Annotated in this window: 23 protein-coding genes and 1 pseudogene; 15 read left to right on the top strand and 9 right to left on the bottom strand. The window is 68.1% G+C overall.

Translation table 11 applies throughout. The annotated features are described in order from the left end of the window. Positions 1–18 precede the first annotated feature (18 nt). Both WC493_RS03030 and WC493_RS03035 read right to left on the bottom strand, forming a co-directional pair. Positions 19–738: a 4'-phosphopantetheinyl transferase superfamily protein gene (locus WC493_RS03030; protein WP_373062382.1), complete on the bottom strand. Its 720-nt coding sequence runs from the start codon at positions 736–738 to the stop codon at positions 19–21. Positions 739–1,000: 262 nt separating this feature from the next. Further along, entirely contained in the window at positions 1,001–1,921 is a 921-nt protein-coding gene (locus WC493_RS03035; RefSeq protein WP_373062384.1) for a LysR family transcriptional regulator, read from the bottom strand. A 132-nt stretch (positions 1,922–2,053) separates the two neighbouring features. Here WC493_RS03035 and WC493_RS03040 point away from each other — a divergent pair, with 132 nt between their 5' ends. The 6 genes from WC493_RS03040 (at position 2,054) to WC493_RS03065 (ending at position 6,770) form a co-directional block, all read left to right on the top strand. Further along, positions 2,054–2,896 (top strand): SDR family NAD(P)-dependent oxidoreductase, encoded by an 843-nt coding sequence (locus WC493_RS03040; protein ID WP_373062386.1) that lies wholly within the window; start codon positions 2,054–2,056, stop codon positions 2,894–2,896. A gap of 73 nt (positions 2,897–2,969) precedes the next feature. After that, positions 2,970–4,175, top strand: coding sequence for an acyl-CoA dehydrogenase (locus tag WC493_RS03045; RefSeq protein ID WP_373062388.1), 1,206 nt, complete (start codon positions 2,970–2,972; stop codon positions 4,173–4,175). 14 nt (positions 4,176–4,189) lie between these two features. Beyond that, positions 4,190–4,975 carry an SDR family oxidoreductase gene (locus WC493_RS03050; RefSeq protein WP_373062390.1) on the top strand — a complete coding sequence of 262 codons (786 nt, stop codon included), beginning with the start codon at positions 4,190–4,192 and terminating at the stop codon, positions 4,973–4,975. A gap of 7 nt (positions 4,976–4,982) precedes the next feature. After that, entirely contained in the window at positions 4,983–5,252 is a 270-nt protein-coding gene (locus WC493_RS03055; RefSeq protein WP_373062392.1) for a transposase, read from the top strand. A 7-nt stretch (positions 5,253–5,259) separates the two neighbouring features. Continuing rightward, a complete protein-coding gene (locus WC493_RS03060; RefSeq protein ID WP_373062394.1) occupies positions 5,260–6,270 on the top strand; it encodes an NADP-dependent oxidoreductase in 1,011 nt (336 codons plus the stop codon). Positions 6,271–6,326: 56 nt separating this feature from the next. Further along, complete coding sequence (locus tag WC493_RS03065) at positions 6,327–6,770, top strand: carboxymuconolactone decarboxylase family protein (RefSeq protein WP_373062396.1); 444 nt, start codon at positions 6,327–6,329, stop codon at positions 6,768–6,770. A gap of 13 nt (positions 6,771–6,783) precedes the next feature. Here WC493_RS03065 and WC493_RS03070 read toward each other — a convergent pair whose 3' ends face one another. Next, positions 6,784–7,701, bottom strand: a complete 918-nt coding sequence (locus WC493_RS03070) for a LysR family transcriptional regulator (protein WP_373062398.1) — start codon at positions 7,699–7,701, stop codon at positions 6,784–6,786. Positions 7,702–7,816: 115 nt separating this feature from the next. Between WC493_RS03070 and wrbA the strand changes: the two genes are divergently transcribed. Both wrbA and WC493_RS03080 read left to right on the top strand, forming a co-directional pair. Next, positions 7,817–8,419 carry an NAD(P)H:quinone oxidoreductase gene (gene wrbA, locus WC493_RS03075; protein ID WP_373062400.1) on the top strand — a complete coding sequence of 201 codons (603 nt, stop codon included), beginning with the start codon at positions 7,817–7,819 and terminating at the stop codon, positions 8,417–8,419. Between the two features lie 149 nt (positions 8,420–8,568). Beyond that, a complete protein-coding gene (locus WC493_RS03080) occupies positions 8,569–8,904 on the top strand; it encodes a DUF1491 family protein (protein ID WP_373062402.1) in 336 nt (111 codons plus the stop codon). Here WC493_RS03080 and WC493_RS03085 read toward each other — a convergent pair. Continuing rightward, complete coding sequence (locus tag WC493_RS03085; protein ID WP_373062404.1) at positions 8,901–9,533, bottom strand: TetR/AcrR family transcriptional regulator; 633 nt, start codon at positions 9,531–9,533, stop codon at positions 8,901–8,903. The two genes, WC493_RS03080 and WC493_RS03085, sit on opposite strands and share 4 nt — an antisense overlap. A 70-nt stretch (positions 9,534–9,603) precedes the next feature. Here WC493_RS03085 and WC493_RS03090 point away from each other — a divergent pair, with 70 nt between their 5' ends. After that, positions 9,604–10,959 carry an oxygenase MpaB family protein gene (locus tag WC493_RS03090; RefSeq protein WP_373062406.1) on the top strand — a complete coding sequence of 452 codons (1,356 nt, stop codon included), beginning with the start codon at positions 9,604–9,606 and terminating at the stop codon, positions 10,957–10,959. 19 nt (positions 10,960–10,978) lie between these two features. Here WC493_RS03090 and WC493_RS03095 read toward each other — a convergent pair whose 3' ends face one another. Further along, positions 10,979–12,697 (bottom strand): glycosyl hydrolase family 17 protein, encoded by a 1,719-nt coding sequence (locus WC493_RS03095; protein WP_373062408.1) that lies wholly within the window; start codon positions 12,695–12,697, stop codon positions 10,979–10,981. 149 nt (positions 12,698–12,846) lie between these two features. On the opposite strand from WC493_RS03095, the gene WC493_RS03100 reads away from it, so the two are divergent. The 4 genes and pseudogenes from WC493_RS03100 to WC493_RS03115 all read left to right on the top strand — a co-directional run bounded on the left by WC493_RS03100 (position 12,847) and on the right by WC493_RS03115 (position 18,213). Beyond that, complete coding sequence (locus tag WC493_RS03100; protein ID WP_373062410.1) at positions 12,847–14,430, top strand: fatty acid--CoA ligase; 1,584 nt, start codon at positions 12,847–12,849, stop codon at positions 14,428–14,430. Between the two features lie 139 nt (positions 14,431–14,569). Continuing rightward, positions 14,570–15,766: a Fic family protein gene (locus tag WC493_RS03105; protein WP_373062412.1), complete on the top strand. Its 1,197-nt coding sequence runs from the start codon at positions 14,570–14,572 to the stop codon at positions 15,764–15,766. A gap of 129 nt (positions 15,767–15,895) precedes the next feature. Further along, positions 15,896–17,517: pseudogene (locus tag WC493_RS03110) on the top strand (fatty acid--CoA ligase). 75 nt (positions 17,518–17,592) lie between these two features. After that, complete coding sequence (locus WC493_RS03115) at positions 17,593–18,213, top strand: TetR/AcrR family transcriptional regulator (RefSeq protein ID WP_373062414.1); 621 nt, start codon at positions 17,593–17,595, stop codon at positions 18,211–18,213. A gap of 3 nt (positions 18,214–18,216) precedes the next feature. Here WC493_RS03115 and WC493_RS03120 read toward each other — a convergent pair whose 3' ends face one another. Continuing rightward, entirely contained in the window at positions 18,217–19,308 is a 1,092-nt protein-coding gene (locus WC493_RS03120) for an NAD(P)/FAD-dependent oxidoreductase (protein WP_373062416.1), read from the bottom strand. A gap of 122 nt (positions 19,309–19,430) precedes the next feature. Between WC493_RS03120 and WC493_RS03125 the strand changes: the two genes are divergently transcribed. Continuing rightward, entirely contained in the window at positions 19,431–19,865 is a 435-nt protein-coding gene (locus tag WC493_RS03125; protein WP_373062418.1) for an OsmC family protein, read from the top strand. After that, positions 19,862–21,160: a DUF3422 family protein gene (locus tag WC493_RS03130; RefSeq protein WP_373062420.1), complete on the top strand. Its 1,299-nt coding sequence runs from the start codon at positions 19,862–19,864 to the stop codon at positions 21,158–21,160. The genes WC493_RS03125 and WC493_RS03130 overlap by 4 nt, the downstream gene beginning before the upstream one ends. Positions 21,161–21,164: 4 nt before the next feature. Here WC493_RS03130 and WC493_RS03135 read toward each other — a convergent pair whose 3' ends face one another. From WC493_RS03135 to WC493_RS03145, 3 genes are read right to left on the bottom strand one after another with little or no spacing between them, the layout of a single operon-like run. Next, positions 21,165–21,623 (bottom strand): PaaI family thioesterase, encoded by a 459-nt coding sequence (locus WC493_RS03135; protein ID WP_373062422.1) that lies wholly within the window; start codon positions 21,621–21,623, stop codon positions 21,165–21,167. Next, positions 21,610–22,830, bottom strand: a complete 1,221-nt coding sequence (locus WC493_RS03140; RefSeq protein ID WP_373062424.1) for a murein transglycosylase A — start codon at positions 22,828–22,830, stop codon at positions 21,610–21,612. The genes WC493_RS03135 and WC493_RS03140 overlap by 14 nt, the downstream gene beginning before the upstream one ends. 7 nt (positions 22,831–22,837) lie before the next feature. Further along, a complete protein-coding gene (locus WC493_RS03145) occupies positions 22,838–23,488 on the bottom strand; it encodes a Tim44/TimA family putative adaptor protein (protein WP_373062426.1) in 651 nt (216 codons plus the stop codon). Positions 23,489–23,610 lie beyond the last annotated feature (122 nt).

A 23,610-nucleotide genomic window follows, 5' to 3' on the forward strand; every position in this document is an offset into this window, starting at 1 on the left:
AGCCCCTCCTCGGTCGGTTCATGCACGGCCGGCCGGGCCGAGAGCGGCCAGCCGGGCGAAACTGTGGAAAGTGGTCTGCACTGCCGCGAGCGGGCGATCGGCGGCCAGTACCGCCGTCAGCCGCGCCGGAGTCGGCAGCAGGTGAAGCCAAAGCGGTGACAGTGCCGCCCGCCGCGCCGCCAATCGCGGAGAGCCGTCCGCATCCTCGGCGACGTCGAAATCCGCCAGTGGCAGGGAGAGCCCCATGCCCCAGGCCTTGACGCAGGCCTCCTTCGCGGTCCAGCAGCGGAAGAAGGCAGGAATCCGCCGAAATTCCGATTGTTTGCTCAGTTCTTCCGCCTCTGCGCGCGAGAAGTGTACCTGGGCGAGTTCCATCGCCGGAAAGCCGCTTTGCACGCGCTCGACGTCGACGCCGACACGGCAATTCCGGCCGATGGCGATCAACGCAAAACCACCAGTTCGGGAACAATTGAAGTCAATTTCTCCGGTTTGCCGAAGCCGTGGACGGCCGTTCTCGTCGGCCATGATGTCAATTTTCTCGGGCGCCTGCCGGGTGTAACACGCCAAGATACGGCGGAGGGCGGAGCGGGCGCGCCGGAAGCGCCGCCTGTCGTCCTCGCGGCGGAACCGCGCCGCACGCGATTTTTCGGCCGAACTGGCAACAAAATCAAAGTCTTCGACAATATTGTCAGTAAGTTGCAGGTCAACCAGCCAGACATGGACTTCGGCATCGGCCAAGTCCGGCGCTTGTGCCCCATACCCGAGCGCAGAGCTTCCGGGCAGGGGCCGATGAGCAGGCCGTGTTGAGCGCATCTGGTTGTACCGACAAGCGAACGACATTGATATTGTGCAATGCGTCATGAACAGCGTAGTGACAGAAACGACGAAAGCCGCACCAGAAACGATTCCATTTCGGGTTCATGTGCCTCCGATAACGCCCATTTCCGGGACAACCCCTTTATCGTGGTGGGATTAACAACAGATCGATGAAGCCTGCGCGCTAGAGATCCCGCGAGGGCAGAGAGCGCATCGTTTCCACAATCATAGAGCGAAGCCAGCGGCTGGCCGGATCCGCTTCGACATTGGCATGCCAATAGAGATAGGCATCCAATCCGGGTCCCTGCAGCGGGAAGGGCAGGATCTGATTGGCGAAGGGGCGGTTGGTAATGCGGGCATAATGCTCGGTCATGGTCAGCACCAGGTCGGTCTGGCTGACCACGCGGCAACCGGCGAAATAGTGCTGGCAGCGCAGGCGGACGTGGCGGCCGAGGCCGAGACGGGCCAACTCCACGTCTTCGAGCCCGGGACCGGCGGTGCGCGCGCTGACCAGGACATGCTGTTCGGCCAGATAGCCGTCGAGGTCGATCCGCCCGCGCACCCGCGGGTGGCCGCTTCTCGCCACCACCACGAAGCGATCTTCCATCAGCCGGACGCGGCGGATCACTTCCGGCAACACCAGCCAGATGTCGAGTGCCGCGTCGAGCCGGCCGGACGCCAGTTCCGCCTCCAACTCGCGGCGGTCGACATGGATCGCCGAGAGGTCGACGCCGGGCGCCTGTTCGCAGATCCGGTGCAGCAGGGCGGGCAGGATGCGCGCCTCCAGCACGTCGCGAATGCCGAGGGTGAAGCGGCGCTTGGTGGTCGCCGGATCGAAGCGCTCTGCCTCCGCCAGGGCGATTTCGAGCCCGCGCAGAGCCTGGCGCACCGGCTCGATCAGGCCGCGGGCGAAGGGTGTCGGGGCCAGGCCGCGCCCCGCCCGGACGAAGAGCGGATCGCCCAGCACGTCGCGCAGCCGGGCCAGGGCATGGCTCACCGCCGGTTGGGTGAGGTTCAGCTTGGCCGCGGCCTGGGTGATGCCGCCTTCGGAGAAGATCGCATCCAGCACGACCAGGAGATTCAGGTCGAGGCGATTAATATGCATGATTTTTATGATTCCATCGCCAAAACATTCATTAGACGCAGGGTATAGGCCGGCTACTCTGCCCGCAACCCGACGGCATCGATCGGCGGGACAAGAAGACGAGCGCCGAAGGGCAAGCGGGGGAGAGTCAACGTGCAAGACCTGGCCGGAAAAGTCGCCGTGATCACCGGCGCGGCCAGCGGCTTCGGCCGCGAATTGGCGCTGCAGACCGCAGCACTGGGCATGAAGCTGGCCTTGGCGGACCGGGACGAAGCCGGCCTCGCGGCCACCGTCGCCCTGCTGCCCGCCGGGACCGAGGCGATCACGCAGAAGGTCGATGTCGCCAAGCCCGACGATATAGAAGCCCTGGCCGAGGCGACCTACGCCCGCTTCGGCGCCGCCCATCTTCTCTTCAACAATGCCGGCGTCGCCGTGGCCGGTCCGATCTGGACCACCACGCTGGACGACTGGAAATGGGTGCTGGACGTCAACCTGATGGGCGTCGTGCACGGCATCCGCAGCTTCGTGCCGCGCATGCTGGCCCAGGGGCAGCCCGCCCATGTGGTCAATACGGCCTCCGCCGCCGGGCTGCTGTCGCCGCCGGGGTCGAGCGTCTATTGCGTCTCGAAGCACGGCGTCGTCACCCTGTCCGAATGCCTGCACCACGAGTTGCAGCTCGACAAGGCGGCGATCGGCGTCTCGGTCCTGTGCCCGGCCTTCGTGCCGACCGGGATCGGCCATTCGGAACGCAATCGCCCGTCGGACCTGGCCGACGCCAATCCACTCGGCGAGGCCTATGCCGAGGCGGTGCGGAAGGCGATCGCCGCCGGCAAGCTGACTGCCGCCGACGTCGCCCGCATCACCCTCGAAGGGGTGCGGGCCGGGCGCTTCTACATCCTGCCCCATCAGGCGATCAAAGCCGCGGTCGAGATCCGCTTCCGCGACATCCTGGACGACCGCCTGCCCACCAATACCCTGCGCGCCAGCCCGCGCTGACCAGAAACCCGCGCGCTCCCGCGCGCTGACCTGAAACCCGCGCGCTTCGGCGCGCCGAGCCGAGGACGGAACCATGGACTTCGAATATTCCCCGAAGGTGCAGGAGCTGCGCGAGCGCGTCTCGGCCTTCATGGACGAGCATGTCTATCCGAACGAGCACCGCTTCGAGGAGGAAGTGGCCGAGGGCGACCGCTGGCAGCCCACCCGCGTGGTCGAGGAACTGAAGGAAAAGGCCAAGGCGGCCGGCCTGTGGAACCTCTTCCTGCCGGAGAGCGAGCTGGGCGCCGGCCTCACCAACCTCGAATATGCGCCGCTCTGCGAGATCATGGGCCGCGTCCATTTCGCGCCGGAAGTGTTCAACTGTTCGGCGCCGGACACCGGCAACATGGAAGTGCTGGCCCGTTACGGCACCGAGGCGCAGAAGCAGGAATGGCTGCTGCCCCTGCTCGACGGCAAGATCCGCTCCTGTTTCGCCATGACCGAGCCGGCCGTCGCCTCCTCCGACGCCACCAATATCGAAGCCTCGATCCGGCGCGAGGGCGATCATTACGTCATCAACGGCCGCAAGTGGTGGTCGTCGGGCGCCAATGATCCGCGCTGCAAGGTTTTCATCTTCATGGGCAAGACCGATCCGAACAATCCGGACCGCCACCGCCAGCAGTCGATGATCATCGTGCCGCGCGACGTGCCCGGCGTCACCGTGCTGCGCCACCTGCCGGTGTTCGGCTATGACGACGCGCCCCACGGCCACGGCGAAGTGCTGTTCGAGAATGTCCGCGTGCCGGTCTCCAACATGCTGCTCGGCGAAGGCTGCGGTTTCGAGATCGCGCAGGGGCGCCTCGGGCCCGGCCGCATCCATCACTGCATGCGCCTGATCGGCGTCGCCGAGCGCGCGCTCGAGAAGATGTGCCAGCGGGCCAAGAGCCGCACCGCCTTCGGCCGGCCGATCGCGCTCCACGGCGTCACCGCCGAGCGCATCGCCGAAGCCCGCATCATGATCGACCAGTGCCGTTTCCTGGTGCTGAACGCGGCCGACAAGATGGACCGCTACGGCAACAAGGTGGCGGCCAAGGAAATCGCCATGATCAAGGTCGCGGCCCCCAACATGGCCTGCAAAGTGATCGATTGGGCGATCCAGGTCCATGGCGGCGGCGGCGTCTCCAATGATTACGGCCTCGCCTATGCCTATGCCGGTGCCCGCACGCTCCGCCTCGCCGACGGGCCGGACGAAGTGCACCGCAACCAGATCGCCAAGATGGAACTGAAGCGGACCCAGTGAGCGGAGTTGCAGCGATGAGCGTGAAATCCCTGTTCGACCTGACCGGCAAGGTCGCCCTGATCACCGGCGGCTCCCGCGGGCTCGGCCTCCAGATGGCCGAGGCGCTGGGCGAAATGGGCGCCAAGGTGGCGATCGCGGCCCGCAAGCCGGCTGAACTCGCCGCCGCCGAAGCCGCCCTGGCGGCCAAGGGGATCGAGGCCCTGGCGGTGCCGGTCGATCTCGGCGACCTCGCCTCGGGCGCCGTCTCCCGCCTGGTCGAGGCCGTGCTGGCGCGTTTCGGCCGGATCGACATATTGATCAACAATGCCGGCGCCACCTGGGGCGCCAAGGCCGAGGATTATCCCCAGTCCGCCTGGGACAAGGTGATGACCCTCAATGTCGACGCCATCTTCCAGCTCTCGCAGGAAGTCGGCAAGCGGGCCATGATCCCCCAGGGCGGCGGCAAGATCATCAACATCGCCTCGATCGCCGGGCTCGGCGGCAATCCGCCCGAGCTTTCGATGTATACGATCGCCTACAACACCTCGAAGGGTGCGGTGGTCAATTTCACCCGGGCGCTGGCCGCCGAATGGGGCCGCTACAACATCAACGTCAATGCGATCTGCCCGGGCTTCTTCCCCTCGAAAATGTCCCAGGGCCTGCTCGACCGCTTCTCGCAGCAGGTGGTGGCGGCGACCCCGCTGGCCCGCCTCGGCGGCGACGAGGACATGATGGGCATCGCGGTCTTCCTGGCGTCCGACGCCTCGCGTCACATCACGGGCCAGGCGGTCGCGGTCGACGGCGGCGTTTCCGCGGTGTGAGGGCGGCATGACCAAGCATCTCTACTGGCTCGACGACGACACTTGGCAGCAGATCGAACCCCTGCTGCCGAGCGGCGGGCGCGGTGCGCCGCGCGCCGACGACCGGCGGATCATCAGCGGCATCCTGCACATGCTGCATGCCGGCGGGCGCTGGCGCGACTGGCCGGTCGGCCAATACGGCCCCTATGCCACGGTCTGCAACCGCTACGCCCGCTGGCGGAAACAGGGCGTCTGGCCGCTGATCCAGAACGCCATCACCCCCGAACGGCGGAGCTGAACACGCCATGACCTCGACCATGAACCGCCAGTGGCGCCTCGCCGCCCGCCCGGTCGGCCTGCCAGAACCCTCCGTCTGGCAATGGACGACCGAGGCCCTGCCGACCGCCGGCGCCGGTGAAATCCTGGTCGAGGTGCTCTATCTCTCGCTCGATCCGGCCATGCGCGGCTGGATGAACGAGGGCAAGTCCTATGTCCCGCCGGTCGCCCTCGGCGCCGTCATGCGCGCCCTCGGCATTGGCCGGGTGATCGCTTCGGGCGATCCCGGCTTCACCGTCGGCGACACGGTGGTGGGCATCACCGGGGTGCAGTCCCACGCCCTGCTGCCCGCGGCCGAGGCGACCAAGGTGGATCCCGCCCTGGCGCCCCTGCCCTCCTTCCTCGGCGTTCTCGGCATGACCGGGATGACCGCCTATTTCGGCCTGCTCGACGTCGGCCAGCCGAAGCCGGGCGAGACCGTGGTGGTCTCCGGTGCCGCCGGGGCCGTCGGCGCCCTGGTCGGCCAGATCGCCAAGCTCAAGGGTTGCCGGGTGATCGGCATTGCCGGCGGCGCCGACAAATGCCGCTACCTGACCGAACAACTCGGCTTCGACGGTGCGATCGACTACAAGGCCGAGGACGTGAAGAAGGCGCTCCGCGCCCTCGCCCCCAAGGGGGTCGACATCTATTTCGACAATGTCGGCGGCGACATTCTCGATGCCGTGCTGAGCCAGCTCGCCCGCCATGCAAGGGTGGTGATCTGCGGCGCCATCTCGCAATACAACAACACGACGGCGGTGAAGGGCCCCGCCAACTATATGTCGCTGCTGGTCAACCGGGCGCGCATGGAAGGTTTCGTCGTCTTCGACTATGCCGCCCGCTACGGCGAAGCGGTGCGCGAGATCGCCGGCTGGCTCGCCGCCGGCAAGGTCACGGCCAAGGAAGACGTGGTCCGGGGGCTGGAGCATTTCCCCGAGGCCCTGCTGAAACTCTTCAAGGGCGAGAATTTCGGCAAGCTGGTGCTCCAGGTCGCCGGTTGATGTCACAGGCCGGGGGTGCCGGCCGTCGATCTTCCGTCCACCACGGAGAAACGACCATGACCCCCCGCCTGAACGCCTATGAGACCGCCCCCGACGCGATGAAGGCCATGCTGGCGCTGGAAGCCCATGTCCAGCAGTCGGGCTTGGAAAAGAGCCTGATCGAACTGGTCAAGACCCGGGCCTCGCAGATCAACGGCTGCGCCTTCTGCCTCCACATGCACACGCGCGACGCCCGCGCCGCCGGGGAGACCGAGGAACGTCTCTACCTCCTGGACGCCTGGCGTGAATCCCCCCTCTACAGCCCGCGCGAACGGGCGGCCCTGGCCTGGACCGAGTCCCTCACCCTGATCGCCGAGACCCGCGCCCCGGACGCGGATTACGCCGCCGCCGCCGCCGAATTCACGCCGGCCGAACTGGTCGAGCTGACCCTGCTGATCGGCACCATCAACACCTGGAACCGGATCGCCATCGGCTTCCGCTACCTGCACCCGGCCGCCTGAGCGAACGGCGGCCTCACGGCGCCCCCCGGCTCCGGCATTTGGCCCCCACGGTCTCGACCAGGAAGTCGACGAAGGCGCGCACCTTGGGGCTCAAATGGCGGCCGGGGGGATAGATGACATGGATCGAATGGGCGGCGAGATGGAAGCCGCCGAGGTCGATCGGCACCAGGGCGCCGGCCGCCATGTCGAGTTCGGCCAGGAAGTCCGGCGCCCGCCAGATGCCGAGGCCGGCCACCGCGGCATGGCGCAGCACGTCGCCATTGTTGGCCGAGAGCCGGCCCTGGGTGCGCACGCGGCGTTCCTCGCCCGCGGCATTGCGGAAGATCCATTCGTCGCCGGTGGCGCCCAGCGTGTAGTGCAGGCAATCGTGCTGCAGCAGGTCTTCCGGCTTTTCCGGCGTGCCGCGCCTGGTCAGATAGTCGGGCGAGGCGCAGACCACGGGCTGCACGCCGCCGATGCGCCGGCCGATCATGCTGGTGTCGCCGAGGTCGGAACGGATGCGGATGCCGACGTCGAAGCCTTCCTCGACCAGGTCGACCACGCGGTCGTTCATCACGAGATCGACCGTGATCTCGGGATAGCGTTCCATGAAGCGGGGCAGCACCGGGCCGAGGTCGGTCAGGCCGAAGCTCATGGGCGCATTGACGCGGAGCTTGCCGCGCGGCCGTGCCACCATCTGGCCGACTGCCGCCTCGAGGTCGGAAACATCGTCCAGCACGCGGATGCAGCGCTCGAACACCGCCCGCCCGGTCTCGGTCAGGGCGAGGCGCCGGGTCGTGCGGTTCAGGAGCTGGGCACCCAGATGGGCTTCGAGCGCCGCGACATGCTTGCTGGTCGCGGCATTGGACAGGTTGAGGTCGCGCGCCGCGGCGGCGAAAGAACCCAGTTCCACCACCCGGCGGAACACCGTCATCGAGGCCAGCCGGTCCATCGAACCCCCGCATCGTTTCCAATCCGGAAACGATTATGTTCGAGGAGGCCCGATTATCAAAGCGCCGGGCGGGGTCTACCTTCCAGCTCACGGATTTCCTGGAAGGACAGAAATCATGACCAAGGTTCTGGTGCTCTATCATTCGAGCTATGGCCACATCGAGACCCTCGCCGGCGCGGTGGCCGAGGGTGCGGCCTCGGTGGCCGGCACGGAAGTGACCGTGAAGCGGGTGCCCGAACTGATGGACCCGGAGATGATGGCGAAATTCGGCATGAAGCCGGACCAGGCGGCCCCGATCGCCACGGTCGACGAGCTGCCGAACTATGATGCCATCATCTTCGGCACCCCGACCCGCTTCGGCATGATGACCAGCCAGATGCGCAACTTCCTGGACATGACCGGCGGCCTCTGGGCCAAGGGTGCCCTGATCGGCAAGGTGGGCAGCGTCTTCACCTCGTCGGCGACCCAGCATGCCGGCCAGGAATCGACCATCCTGTCGTTCCACACCACCCTGCTGCACCACGGTTTCGTGGTGGTCGGCGTGCCCTTCTCGGAACCCGGCCTGTCCAGGCTCGACGAAGTGACCGGCGGCAGCCCCTACGGCGCCTCGACCATTGCCGGCGGCGACGGCAGCCGCAAGCCCTCGGCCAACGAGCTGCAGATCGCCCGCTTCCAGGGCGCCCATGTCGCCAAGATCGCGGCCAAGCTCGCCGCCTGATCCTTCACCTCTCCCCGGCGGGCGGAACCGAGTATGTCTCCCCCGCCGTCGAAGGGCGCGCCGGCCGTCGTTCCCCCCAGCGGCGACCTGGATTAGGCTTCGGGGTGATTCCTGCCCCCTCATCACCCCGAAGCCTGCCGCTCCCCCAAATGCCGACCGAACCCCGCCTGAAATCCAAGCTCGCCGTCCAGGCCCTGATCCGCAGGGCCGAAGTCGCGGGCCTGTCCGCCCTCGTCCTCCGCAAGGGCGACGAGGATGCCGGCGCCGTCATGCTGGTGGTCGATCGTTTCGCCGCCGGCAGCCGCCTCTACGACCGGGCGCGGGACGGCGACGGCCGCCTGGCCTGGACGCCGGCCGACGGCGGCACCCTGCTCGATCCCGAAGCCCTGCAAAGCCGCCTCGACAAGGCGCTCCGCCGCGATCCGGACCTCTGGCTGGTCACGGTCGAGGATCCGCGCGGCCTCTTCGATCCCGCCGCGGATTAGCCGCGCCGGCCGAACATCGCCTTGGCCAGCCATTCTGCCTGGGCCAGCAGCCGCTCGACCGTGAAGGCGGCGGGATCGCTCAGGCGCAGGCGCACCAATTCTTCCGACATGGCATGGAGCAGGGCGATCGCCGCTTCGTGGTCCGGGTTGGTCAGGCTGGCCAGCGCCGGATCGGCCGCCAGCAGGTCCGCGACCAGGGCTTCCCGGGTCAGGCGCCGGGCTTCGTCCAGCCGTTCGTAGAGTTCGGGCGGGCCGCCCTGGCTCGGCAGCAGGATCATGCGCCAGGTCGCCGGTGCCGCGTCGACCGCTTCGAGTACGCCCGCGACGCCGGCCGCGAAACCCGATTGCCCCGGCTGCGGCGGGCGCTGGCGGGCCGCCGTGAAGCCGGCCGCGGCGCGGGCGAATTCCCGCTCCACCATGGCCAGCAGCAGCCCGGAGAGATTGCCGAACTGCTGGTAGATCAGGGTCTTGGTGATGCCGCAGGCCTGGGCGATGCGCTCCAGCGTGGCGGCATGGAAGCCTTCGGTCACCGCGAGGTCGCGCGCCGCATCCATGATCTGCTCGCGCCGCTGCTCGACGCTCATGCGCCGCCGCGGCGTGCCGCGCGCGGTCAGGGCCGATCGATTCATGCTTGCTCCCGTTACCAACGCACCGTAACTTACACGACATAACTTATTAAATGTAAGTTCTGGGGGAAAGATGGAAACGCTCGACGCATTGCAGGCCCGGGTCGCCGCCCAGCGGGAGAACCTGCCCGCCATGTACGGCAAGGTCGATTTCTCGATCGTGCCGGAGCGTTTCGCCGGCAGTCCGGAGATCCCCAGCACTCTCCGCGGCAAGAAGGCGGAGACGGAGCGCCGCCGCATGCTGGCCGATGCCGAGACGGTGGCCCGCGCCCGCGCCTATGCCATGCTGGGCGACAATGTCGCCGACGCCTATGCCGCCCTGATGCCGCAGTTCGGCTTCAAGCGCCTGATCGGCATGTTGACACAGGCCTGCGACCACGGCCTGGAGGCGGTCGCCGACGCACCGCCGGAACTGACCGCCTTCATCCGCGCGATGGAGGCGACGCCCGGCTGGATCGACATGAGCCTGATCGAGGATGGCGCCCGATTCAGCCGGAACAGCACCGCCAACCTGGCGCCCTTCGTGGTGCGCGGCGCCTTCGTCGCGACCTTCCTCAACAAATATTCCGCCCTGCCCATGGCCCTGACCGGCACCCTGTCGCAGGAGACGGCGGTGCGCCGGATCAAGGAGACCGCGGCCTTCTTCACCACGACGGCGCTGCCCGGCGCCCTCACCCGCTTCGGCTCCGGCTTCAAGGCGGCGGCCATGGTGCGGCTGATGCATTCCATGGTGCGTTTCAACATCTTGCGCGGCTCGAGCCGCTGGGATCTTTCGGTTTACGGCGTGCCGGTGCCCCAGGTCGACCAGATGCCGGCCGGCACCATCGGCGTCTTCCTCCTGGCCTTCAAGATGATCCGCCAGGGCCGCAGCGCGTTCACCCCGGCCGAACGCGCCTTCGTCGAATTCAACCGCTATCGCTGCTGGCTGCTCGGCCTGCCGGAGGATCTGCTGCCGGTCACCCCCCAGGGCATCTACGACGCCATGACGATGTACAGCGGCACCCTGCGCGACGGTTATGACGACGCCACCTGCGGCGCCCTGGTGCGGGCCACCATGGCGGCCTATTTCCCTTCCGACCGCCGGCTGAAGAGCCGGGCCTTCGACTGGCTGGAGCGGCGCTTCTCCCGCGTCTTCTTCAACCGCTCGTTTCTGGCCGGCGATACCACGGGCAAGGCGGCGCTCATGGGTGTCGCGCTGAAGCCGCTCGACCTGCCGCTCTTCGTCGCCCTCGGCCTGTTCATCTATGGCCGGGAAGGGCTCTACAAGCTGGCACTCCGCCTGCCGGGCCTGGCCGGGCTGGCCGACCGCCGCCTGATCGCCAAGCTCGATCGCCTCCTGGTCCAATATGGCCACGCCGAATATACGACCGACGCCGCCAAATACCGGGACGACTCGATCCGCCGCCGCCAGGCCGAGGCGGCGGAATGATCAGCCCCCCCCCGAATGATTACCGAGGCGCCAGCCGCGCGCCGAAGGGCAGGCTGAACAGGATCAGGCAGAGGCTCCAGACCCAGGCCTGGGTATTGAGCGGCCCGTCCTCGATCATGGTCGCGGCCGCCAGCGCCAGGAAGGCGAGCGCCGCGAAAGCCGCGAACCAGGAACGGCCGCGCGGCCGTGCCCGCTCGACCGAGCCGAAGATGCGCCCGAAGGCCAGGCGATCGAGCAGCCGGTCACGCCCGGTCAGCACCGCGGTCAGGGCGACGATCACCGGCGCCACGGCGGCGAGGCCGAGGTAGACGGTCGGGAAATCGCGGTAACGCCCGTCGACCGGCAGGATCGGCCAGAGCCGGGCAATCGTCGTCTCGGGCAGAAGCGGCATCAGCACATTGTCGGTGACCCCCGCGACCATGAGGAAACCGAGGGCGAAGGCGAGCGCGAAAGCCAGGGTCAGCACGATGTCGCCCGCCGCCGCGACCCAGCCGCCGATGGCGACCCGCCGGTCGTCCGCCAGCATGCGGAACATGGCGGAAACCAGCGCCATGGCGACACCGAGGCAGAGCGCCGCCTTGACCCAGGCCCAGGCCTCCGGCCCCGGCATATAGGCATAGGCCCAGGCTTCGAAACCGGCACGCGAGGCGGCATAGGCCGACAGACCGAGCACGGCGCCGGCGACCAGGCTGCGCCCGAAACTCATGCCGGCCGCCCGCCGGCGCTGGCTCAGCAGCAGGAGGAAGGCGAGAACGGCCGCCCCGGCAAAGCCGACCAGCCAGCGCGGCTCTTCCACGATCGGGCCGCGCGGGTCGAATTTCGGTTTCCAGTCGGCGTCGAACAGGCCCCAATTGGCGCCCACGGTGCCTTCCTGGGCACTCTTCCACGGCTGGTCGAAGGCTTCGATCACATTGTAGTGGATGCCCTCGGCCTTGGCCTTGTGCAGGAATTCGGTGATGAAGCGGGCGAGTTCCACCCGTCCTGCCACCGCCGCCTCGCGCTGGCGGCCGTGGCTCGGCCAGCCGATCTCGCCGATCACCACGGGCTTGCCCGGGAAGGCGGCATGGACCTGGTTCAGGATGTCGTCGACATGGGCGTTGCCCTGCTCGATCGGCAGCGGGTTGTCTTCCCAATAGGGCAGGATATGGACGGTGATGAAGTCCACCTCCTGCGCCACCTGCGGGTTCATCAGCCAGAATTCCCAGACGTCGGCATAGGTGACGGGCTGCTTCACCCCGGCCTTGACCTGGCGGATGAAGCCGATCAGCTGGTCGGCCGAAAGGTCCTTCCGCAACAGGACCTCATTGCCGACGATGACCCGGTCGATCGTGTCGGGATAGCGGTTGGCGAGGTCGATCAGGCCCGCCACTTCGGATTGATTGATGCGCGGCACGGTGCCGAGCCAGGCCCCGGCGAAGACCTTGAGCCCGCGCGCCTTGGCCATTTCCGGCACCTGCTCCATGCCCTCGCGGGCGGTGTAGAGACGCACGCCCTGGGCCTTGCCGGCGAGCGCGTCGAGGGCGGCGGCGATGTCCTTGTCACTCGGGTAATTGCCGGTCAGCGGGCTCTGGTCGCCACGGTAGGGGGCGAAGGACACGCTCTCGATCGGCCCCTCGAAGGGATTGCTCAGCGGGACCGGCCGGTTGGGCAGCCACCAGCCGAGAAATGCGAGCAGGACGGCGACGAGAAGGGCGGCGACAGGCTTCAGGGCGGAGGGGCGCATCGGGATCTCACTCACGAACGGCCGCCATGCTTACACCAAAGCCGGCGGGCGGGAAACGCAGGCTGCACGCCGATTTCGCGACTTGAGGCCGACCCGGCGTCCCCCTAGACTGCCGACCGTACAAGGGCGCCGGAAAGAGAGTGCCCGACGGGGAGAGCAAGCGAATGGCCTATTATCCCGAAATCCGCACCCTGGCCGACGTGCCGCGCCACCATGCCCGGGTGCGTCCCGAGGCAATCGCCCTGGTCGAGGGCGACAAGCAGCTCGCCTATGCCGAGCTGGACCGCCGCAGCACCGCCTGTGCCGCCGCCCTGATCGCCGAAGGCGTCGGGCCGGACGGGCGCATCGCCGTGCTCGACAAGAATGCGGCCGATTATTTCGCCCTGCTCTTCGGTGCCGCCAAGGCGGGCGCCGTGCTGGTGCCGGTCAATTGGCGCCTGGCGGCCCCCGAGATCACCTATATCCTCGACGACTGCCAGGCCGAGATCCTCTTCGTCGGGCCGGATTTCGTGCCCGCGGTCCGCTATTTCCACGGCGATTTCAAGACCGTGAAGAAGATCGTCGTCATGGGTCCGGCCGACGGCGACTGGCCCTCCTTCGACGACTGGCTGGCCTCGCACGACAATGCCGCCGACCCGAAGCGCGAGCTGGCGCCCGAACAATCGGTCGTGCAGCTCTATACCTCGGGCACCACGGGCAATCCCAAGGGGGTCATGCTGACCCACGACAATTTCCTGGCCAATATCCCGATGCGCGAGAGCACGGGTGAAGGCTGGGCGACCTGGACGCCCGAAGACGTCGCCCAGGTGGCCATGCCCCTGTTCCACATCGGCGGCACCGGCTCCGCCATGCTGGGCGTCTACAACGGCGCCAAGATGATCATCACCCGCGACTTCGAGCCGGGCCAGGTCCTGAAACAGATCGAGGAGCACCGGATCTCCAAGGTCTTCTACGTGCCCGCCGTGCTGCTCTTCCTCCTGCAGCACCCGGCCAGCCAGACGACCGATTTCTCGTCGTTCAAATATATCCTCTACGGCGCCTCGCCCATTCCGCTCGACCTCCTGCGGAAGGCGATCGCAGTCTTCAAATGCGACTTCGTGCAGGTCTATGGCATGACCGAGACGACCGGCATGTGCACCTACCTCCCGGCCGAGGACCACGATCCCGCCGGCAACGAGCGCATGCGCAGCGCCGGCAAGCCGCTGCCCGGCATCGAGGTCAAGGTGATCGACGCCGAGGGCAACACGCTGCCGCCGCGCCAGGTGGGCGAGATCTGTACCCGCTCGAGCGGCGTCATGAAGGGCTATTGGGGCCGGCCGGCCGACACCGCCAAGACGATCGACGAGGACGGCTGGCTGCGCACCGGCGACGCCGGCTATCTCGACGAAGACGGTTATGTCTATATCCACGACCGGGTGAAGGACATGATCGTCTCGGGCGGCGAGAACATCTATCCGGCCGAAGTGGAGAGCGCCCTGTTCGGCCATCCCGCCATCGCCGATGTCGCCGTGATCGGCGTGCCGGACGACAAATGGGGCGAAGCGGTGAAGGCCGTCGTCGTGCTGAAGCCCGACACCCGGCCGAGCGAGCAGGAGATCATCGATTTCGCCCGCAGCCGGATCGCCGGCTACAAGATCCCCCGCTCGGTCGATTTCGTCGAACACCTGCCCCGCAACGCCACCGGCAAACTCCTGAAGCGCGAACTCCGCGAGCCTTATTGGGCCGGCCGCAGCCGAAGGGTGAATTGATCCCGGCGCCGGGGCGGCCCGCGGCCGCCCCGGCGCAAGATCGGCCAAGAGACCGGCCAGAATTTTCTCGATCTTCCGATTTTTCTATTAAGCTCAAGGCTCTGTACGGCGTGATTATCGGCCAGACGGAGCCCTCGACATGCTTCTCGAATCCGTCCAGCGGATCGAACCGGCCCTTCTGGAAGAGGCCAATGCGGCGATCGCCGACGTCATCGCCGATCTTTCGGCCGCGGCGGCGGCGCTGGGCCGTGCCCTGGCGCCACGGACGGCCGCCAATCTGGCCGGCCTCGTCCGCATCGTGAACACCTATTACAGCAACCTGATCGAAGGTCATAACACCCGTCCAAAGGACATCGAGCGGGCCCTGGCCGGGCAGTTCCACGAGGACGGCGCCCGCCGAAACCTGCAGATCGAAGCCGCGGCCCACGTCCGCCTGCAGGCCGAGATCGACCGCCTGGCCGCGGCGGCCGCGCTGGGTGAACCTGCGGCACCGGATTTCCTGTGCTGGCTCCATCGCGAATTCTACCGCGATGCGACACCCGAGATGCTACGCCTCGAAGGCGCCGGTGGACGCGCATTCGTCCTCGTCCCGGGCGAATGGCGCCTCGGGCCGGAACAGGACGTCGCCGTCGGCCGCCACCTGCCGCCTTCCAGCGAACGGGTGCCTGCCTTCATGGCCTATTTCGCCGAACGCTACCGCTTGGCTCCCTTGGGCACCGCCGGACGGATCATGGCCCTGGCCGCCGCGCACCACCGTTTCAACTACATCCACCCCTTTCCCGACGGCAACGGCAGGGTGAGCCGGCTGATGAGCCATGCCATGGCTCTTTCGGCCGGCATCGGTGCGCATGGACTATGGTCGATCTCCCGCGGGCTGTCGCATGGCCTTGCCGGGGGCGGCGAATACCGCCGCATGATGGACCATGCCGACATGCCGCGGCAGGGCGACCTCGACGGCCGCGACAATCTCTCGCTCCGCGCTCTTCGAGATTTCGTCTTGTGGTTCCTCCGGGTCTGTCTCGATCAGGTGCAGTTCATGACCGGATTACTCGAGATCGACGGCCTCGCCCATCGCTTCCGGCGCCTAGTCGCGAGCTCGCCCGAGCTTCGGCCCGAGGCGGCGGCCCTGCTGGAGGAGGCACTGATCCGCGGCGAGGTGGAGCGCGGCGCCGCCACCCGCATCACCGGCCTGCCGGAACGCTCCGCAAGGCGTGTGGTGGCGCAGCTGGCCGACGCCGGCCTGCTCGCCTCCGATACGCCCAAGGGCCCGCTCTTCCTGCGTTTTCCGGCCGATTCCCTGGATCTTCTGTTCCCCCGCCTGTTCGCCGAGAGCTGAGCGCGAACAGAGTGTTCTCGGTCACTTGCCGCCACCGCCTTGCCAATTCCGCCCACCGTCTCCACATTGAGGCGATCATCGCCGCCGAGGCTCGAACCACGACAAGCGAATGATACGGGGAAACGCGCAATGGAAGCGGCCGAGGGGGTTCTGGCCGGCGGTCTGAAGTCGACCGCCGTGGTCGACGGTATCGTAACGACCGTCGCCGACATCATACGCTACAATGCCGCCCTGCGGCCCGAGGCGGTCGCCCTCGATTTCGAGGGGCGGCGCTCGACCTATGCGCGTTTCGACAAGCGTGCCTCCAAGGTCGCCAACGCGCTGCGGCGCGACGGCGCCGGGCCGGGCGCCCGTGTCGTCTTCTTCGCCAAGAATTCGGACTGGTACTACGAAGCCTATATCGGCGCTGCAAGACCAACGCCGTGCTGGTCGCCGTGAACTGGCGCCTGGCCGGGCCGGAGGTCGCCTATATCGTCAATGATTCCGCGGCCGAGGTCCTGCTGGTCGGGCCGGAATTCGCCCCTCTGATCGAAAGCCTGTTGCCGGAAATGCCGGCCGTCCGCCGCATCGTCGTGCTGGGCGAGGCGCGGGGCGAGTGGCCGGGCTTCGAGGACTGGCTGGCCGATGCGCCGGAGACCGACCCGAAGCTGCCGACCGCCAAGGAGGACGTGGCGATCCAGCTCTATACCTCGGGCACCACGGGCCATCCCAAGGGCGTCATGCTGACCAACGGCAATGTCCTCGAAGCCATGAAGGCGGCCGAGCGCGGCACCTATGGCGATTGGGCGCCGGGCGCCGAATCCCTCGTCATGTGCATGCCGAATTTCCATGTCGCCGGCTCGAACTGGGGCATGTTCGGGCTCACGGTGGGCGCCACCATCCACATCCTGCGCGAGGTCGACCCGGCCCGTATCCTCGCCGTGATCGAGCGCGAGAAGATCACCCGCGCCCTCTTCGTGCCGGCGGTGATCCTGATCCTGGTCCAGCATCCGAAGGCGAAGGAGACCGATTTCTCCAGCCTGAAGACCATTCTCTACGGCGCGGCACCCATTCCGCTCGATCTCCTGCGCATCGCGATGGCGACCTTCCACTGCGATTTCGTCCAGGCCTATGGCCTGACCGAGACCTGCGGCGCCCTCACCTCGCTGCCGCCGGCCGACCACGACCCCGCCGGCAGCCCGCGGATGCGGAGCTGCGGCAAGCCGCTGACCGACGTCGAAGTGCAGATCGTCGATGCCGCCGGCCAGAAGCTTCCGACGGGCGACGTGGGCGAGATCGTGGTGCGCGCCGGGGTCAACATGCTGGGCTATTGGCGCCGGCCCGAAGACACGGCGAAGACGATCGATGCGGAGGGCTGGCTCCACACCGGCGACGCCGGCTATCTGGATGCGGACGGCTACGTCTATATCCACGACCGGGTGAAGGATATGATCGTCTCCGGCGCCGAGAACATCTATCCGGCGGAAGTGGAGAGCGCCCTGTTCGGCCATCCCGCCATCGCCGACGTCGCGGTGATCGGCGTGCCGGACGACAAATGGGGCGAAGCCGTGAAAGCCGTCGTCGTGCTGAAGCCCGGTGCGGATGCGACCGAGAGCGAGATCATCGCCTTCGCCAAGCAGCGGATCGCCGCCTACAAGGCGCCCAAGACGATCGACTTCGCCGACAGCCTGCCGCGCAACGCTTCCGGCAAGCTCCTGAAGCGGGAGCTGCGCAAACCCTATTGGGCCGGGCGCGACCGTCAGGTGAATTGAGCAAAAGGTCGGAGAAACCGTGGGGGCGGCCGGGGCGAGATTGACACGCTGTCACGTCTGGCCCCAAATGCCGCCATGGTTGCTATTGCCGAAGATCAAGCGCCCGGCGCGCGTGGCGCGCGCCGCCGCCAGGAAAGCCGCCGCCGCCTGCTGGCCGCGGCCCGCAAACTGTTCGTCGAACGGGGCTATCACGCCACGAGGCCGCAGGACATCGCGCGTGAAGCCGAAGTCGGCAACGGCACCTTCTATCTCCATTTCGCCGACAAGCGGGACATCTTCCTCGCCTTCGCCGAGGAAGCCTGCGCCGAGATCGAAGCCGCCATCCTCGGTCCCCTGAACGAGGACGTGCCCTGGCACCAGCGCATCCTGAACGCGCTGAAGGCCTCCCTCGCCTTCGAGGAGAGCGAGCGCAAGGTGATCGCCGCCGCGCTGATGGATCTCTCGATCATCGACCCCGGCTCGGGCGAGCCGACGGTCCGCCCGCGCGACCGCCTGGCCCGGATCACCGCCAAGGCCCTGCAAGACGGCATCGACCGGGGCGAGATCCGCGCCGATCTCGATGCCGAACTGATTGCCCATGCCATCCTCGGCATGGTCGAACAGGCCGCCTATCACGCCGAACGCAGCCGCCTGTCGAACGAGACCGTGCTCGAATCCCTGGCCGGTTTCGTCACCGCCGGCCTCGCCAAGGCCTGATCCTCAAGCCCCCAGCAGATCCGCCACCGCCTCGCCGAGCGCCAGGCTGGCGGTGAGCCCCGGGCTCTCGATGCCATAGAGGCAGGCGAGACCGGGCAAGCCATGACGCGCCGGCCCGTCCAGGCGGAAATCGGCGGCCGCTTCGCCCGGTCCGCTCAGCTTCGGGCGGATCCCGGCATAATCCGGCGCCAGATGGTCCGCCGGCAGGCCGGGCCAGAAGCGGCGGATGCGCTCCTCGAATTCCCCGATCCGCCCGGCCGAGACGGTGTAATCCTCCGCCCCGATCCATTCGACATCCGGCCCGAAGCGCATCCGTCCGCCGAGGTCGAGGGTGACATGGACGCCGAGGCCGCCGTCGACCGGCGCCGGATAGACCAGATGGCGAAACGGCGGCCGCCCGGTGAAGGCGAAATAGTTGCCCTTCGCCAGCACCAGGGGCGGTGGCGTCTCCAATCCCTCGACCGCGCCGGCCAGCGCCTGGGCGCCGAGCCCGGCAGCAATCACGAAGAAATCGGCCTCGATCATGCCCGGCTCCGCCCCGCCGAAACGGATCTGCCAGCGTCCGTCCCGCCGTTCGGCCCCGGTGACCGGCGTGTTCAGGGCGACAGCGCCACCCGCATCCTCGATCTCGCCCCGGAGCGCCAGCATCAGGCCATGGGCATCGACGATGCCGGTCTCCGGGCTCAGCAGGGCGGCGGTGCAGTCGAGTTCCGGCTCCAATGCCCGGACGGCGGCACGATCGAGCGCCACCAGTCCCTCGACGCCATTGGCCCGGCCGAGGGTGAGGATCTGCTCGAGCTTCGCCTCTTCCCCCGCATCGGTCGCCACCACCAGCTTGCCGAGGCGTCGGTGGGCGATGCCGTGCGACGCGGCGAAATCGTAGAGCATGTGCCGCCCGGCGACGCAGAGGCGGTGCTTCAGGCTGCCGGTCGGGTAATAGAGGCCGGCGTGGATCACTTCGCTGTTGCGGGCCGAGACGCCGGTGCCGATGGCGCCCACCGCCTCCGCCAGGATCACCTCGTGGCCGCGGCGCGCCAGCGCCCGGCCGACGGCGAGGCCGATGACGCCGGCACCGGCGATCAATGCCCGCGCCATCGCCGCCCCCCTTGGCATCGGGATTGCAGAGACATCGAACCGGGCCTGTCGCCGCAGCCTATCGCCAAAGCCGGAAAGAACCGCATTATGCCTGCATTCCTGTGTGAATCGACGAGGACATGATGAGCGAAGAGAATCGGCACGCGGTACGGGTGGCGGAAAGCGGAAACGGCCGATATGGCCAGATCGTGACCATCGGCCACCATGTCTTCGGCGCCGACGAACCGGAGGCCATGGGCGGGTTGGACAGCGGCCCCGATCCTTTCGAGCTGGTGATGGCCGGGCTCGGCGCCTGCACGGCCATGACGCTCCGCATGTATGCCGCGCGCAAGCAGTGGCCGCTCGAGCATATCGACGTCACCGTGCGCCAGCTCAAGGTGGTGGCGGCCGACGGCAAGACCCAGCGCGACAAGTTCGAGCGCCGCATCGTGCTGAAAGGCGCTCTCGATGCCGAGCAGCGCGCCCGCCTGATCCAGGTCGCCGACGCCTGCCCGGTCTCCAAAATGCTGCAGGCCGGCGCCGAGGTCACGGCGGCCGAAGTACCCGAGGCGCCATGACCCTGGACGAGAGCGGCGAACTGGGCAGCCTGGGCCAAGCGCATCCGCTCCAACGGCGCCTGTCGGACGAGCTGCACGCCAGGCCCACCCTGCCGGTCGCCGCACCGGCGCGGATCTTCCATGTCGCCCGCCACGGCGCCGCCGATCCGGCCGAGGATCTCGGCTATCTGGTCGTTCTTTGCGAAGCCCTGGGGATCGAGCCGCCGCGCTCGCGCACCCGCCAGTTCCGTTTCACGCTCGACGGCGCCACGGTGAAATGGGAGCGCTACACCGAATTCTGCGCCTGGACCGTGATCGTGCCGGGCCCCGAGATGGGGCCGATGCCGGACGGGCTGCGCGCCCAGATCGAGAAGGCGCCCGGCCTCAACCTGGTGGTCGTCGACCTTCAGCTCCACCTCGGCACCGTGGCGGCCGAGGCGGCGGCCATGTCCTATTTCGACCCGGCCAATCTGGTCGCCTCCAACCTGGGCAACGGCCGGGCGGAAATCTGGTCCGACTTCCGCGCCGGGGCCGAGGGCGAGGTGAAGCTGGTGCTGGGCGTGCGCGAGGACCTGGTGCCGCGCACGGTCGGCAATGTGGTGCAGCGTTTCCTGGATATCGAGACCTACCGCATGATGGCGCTGCTCGCCCTGCCGGTCGCCCAGCAGGTCAACCAGCGGACCACGGCGCTCGACCGCAAGCTGGCTGAGCTGACCGCGACCTTCGCCGCCGGCACCGACGAGGGACGCCCCGGTGATGCCGTGCTGCTGGACCAGCTCGGCGCCATCGCCGCCGAGGTCGAGCATCTGGTGGCCGAAAGCGCCTGGCGCTTCGGCGCGGCGCGAGCCTATTACGCCCTGGTCGAAGACAGGATCGCCGACAACAAGGAAACCCCGATCGGCGGCTTCGAGACCGTCGGCTTCTTCATGAACCGCCGCCTCACCCCCGCCATGCGCACCTGCGAATCCGCCGCCGCAAGGCAGGAGAGCCTGTCCCAGCGCGTCGCCCGGTCGAGCCAGATCCTGCGCGCCCGGGTCGAGATCGCGCTCCAGGCCCAGAACCAGGCCCTGCTCCGCTCGATGGAACAGCGCGCCGGCCTCCAGCTCCGCTTGCAGGAAACGGTCGAGGGCCTGTCGGTCGTCGCGATCAGCTATTACCTGGTCGGCCTGATCGGCTATTTCCTGAAGGGGGCGGAGGAAGTGGTCCCCGACTTGCCCCATTCGACCGTGCTGGTCGGCGCCCTGCTGCCCCTGGTCGTCGCCCTGGTCTTCTTCGGCTCGCGCCGGATCCGGAAGCGGCTCCATAAGGGGCACTGAAAACTCAGGCCCCGAGCACCTTCCAGACCGAATTGGCGGTCGCCACCAGGCGATTGCCGATCATGATCTCGCCCCGGACGAAGAGCACGGAACGGGCCTTGCGCGTCACCGTCGGGCGGCACACCAGCCAGTCGCCGGGCCGGGCGGGCGAGAGGAATTCGGAGGTCAGGGTCAGGGTCACCGCCGGGCTGCGGTCGACCGCGTCCCAGGCCGCCGAACCGAGGCTGGCATCGAAGAAGGTCATGATGGCGCCGCCGTGGACGATGCCGAGGCCGTTGGCGTGGCGCTGTTCCGGGCGGAAGGCGAAGATCCGCTTGCCGTCCTCCAGCCGGTCGTAGAAGGCGAAGGTGATGGTGCCGCCCTCGGCCCCCGGCCCCAATTCGCCGAAGACATCCTTCTCGAAGGGGTCATGGGTGACGATCGGGCTCCAGCCCTCCGGCGTTACGCTCTCACTGTCCGACACGCTGGTCTCCGATTTTCGCTGCCACGGCCACGGGCAGCAGCAGCCACCAGCGGCCTTCCTGTTTCATCGCCCCGGCGAGGCGCTCCGCCTCCGCCCCGGCGCCGAGGAAGAGGTCGCCGCGAACGGGACCGCGGATGGCGCCGCCAGTGTCCTGCGCGATCATCAGGCGATGCAGGGGCACTGGTTGCGCCCCCTCGGCACCCGGCAGGCTGGCGTCGAGGAAGATCGGCAGGCCGAGGGGCAGGAACTTGCGATCGACCGCGAGCGAGCGGCCGGGGGTGAGCGGAACACCCTGGGCGCCGAGCGGCCCCGGCCCGTCGCCGAGATCGCGGAAGAAGACATAGGAGGGGTTGCGGTTCATCAGGCCCGCCGCTTCGCCCGGGTGGGTGTTCAGCCAGGCCTTGATGGTCTGCATGGTGACCTGGCCGCGGGCCAGCAGGCCCTGGTCCAGCATGAGTTTGCCGAGGGCCACGTAAGGGTGCCCGTTCTGGCCGTCGAAGCCGACCCGCATGATCCGCCCGTCGGCGAAGCGGATGCGGCCGGAACCCTGGATCTCCAGGAAGAAGGCGTCCACGGGCGAGGCGACATAGGCGAGTTCCAGCGCCTTGCCGGAAAGCGCGCCGGAAACGATGGCGGCCCGGTCGTCATAGGGTTTCAGCTTGCCGTCGATCACCTTGCCGGCGATCCGCTGGCCCTTCAGCTCGTCCCGGAAATCGCCGAGATCGACCTGCACGAGATCGCCCGGCCGGCGATAGAGCGGCGTGCGGTTGACATCGTCCGGGCCGGCGGCGCCATCGAGTTCCGGCTCGTAATAGCCGGTGAAGAGGCCGCCCGGCTTGTCGTTGTTCAGGGCCTGGACGGGGCGGAAACGCGCTTCGAAGAATTGCCGGGCCGTGGCCGCATCGGGCGCGGCCAGGGCCTTCGCCTCGGCGCAGGCTTGCCGCCAGTCGGCGACCGTGCCGGCGATGCCGAGGGAGGTTTCGGGCTTCCGCCTGGCGAGCCTGTCGCAGGAGAGCAGGAAGGCGGGCCAAGCCTCGGCCTGATCGTCCGCGCCCCAGGCGGGCAGGTCGGCGAATGTCGCCGGGCGCAGCACCAAGCGGGGCGGCAGTTCCGGCAACGGCGGGAGGACGGGCAGCAGCAGGATCGCCGCGACGATGGCAAGGGCCGCCGCCAGGGCGGCCAGCACGGCCGAACCGCGCGGCGTCATGACCGGGTCAGGCGCCCGCGCTGGTCGCCACCAGCAGCCAGTTGGGATCGCGGCTCCGCGTGTCGCGGGCGAAGGTCCAGACGTCGATCATCTCGCGGACGGCGTTCGGGTGGCCGTCGATCACGGCCCCGGCGGCGTCGCGGGTGACCATGATGCCTTCGGCGACGAAGCGCACGGTGACCTCGGCGGTGCGGCCCTTCATCACGCCCTTTTCGATCGTGGCGCCCTTCAGCTTGACCAGATTGTGCTCGAAGTCATGGCCGGCGGCGGTCCGGTCCGCGATCGCCTTGTGGAAGCCGGCCAGAACGTCGGGCGCCACCAGGGGCTTCAGCGCCTCTTCGTCGCCCTTGGCGAAGGCATGCACGATCATCTCATAGGCGAAACGTGCGCCTGCGATGAATTGCTCCGCCTCGAAGCTGCGGTCGGCCAGGCGGATCTCGGTCAGATTGACGCCGGAGACCGCCGCGGCGCCGGCATCGGCGGGTACCCGGGGCGCGAGCGGGGCGCGCTCTTCCGGCGCGGGAACCGGCCGCTTGAACGGGTCGCGGCTCTGTTCCTCGCCCGTGCGCTGGCCCAGCACGCTCCATAGCCGAAAGCCGATGAAGCCCGCAATCACGGCCAGAAACACGATATCGAGATATTCGAAGCCGCCGTTCATCGCACCCGTGCTTTCCGTTCCGGGGTCCGAGCATAGACCCTGGCGCCCGGTGAATCCAGGCGCCGGGACCTCTTTCCACATGGGAAGGCCGGGGCCGGATTCCAAGCCGCGCTTGTCCGCCA

It is taken from the genome of Zavarzinia sp. (genome assembly GCF_041650655.1).
Taxonomy (GTDB): domain Bacteria; phylum Pseudomonadota; class Alphaproteobacteria; order Zavarziniales; family Zavarziniaceae; genus Zavarzinia.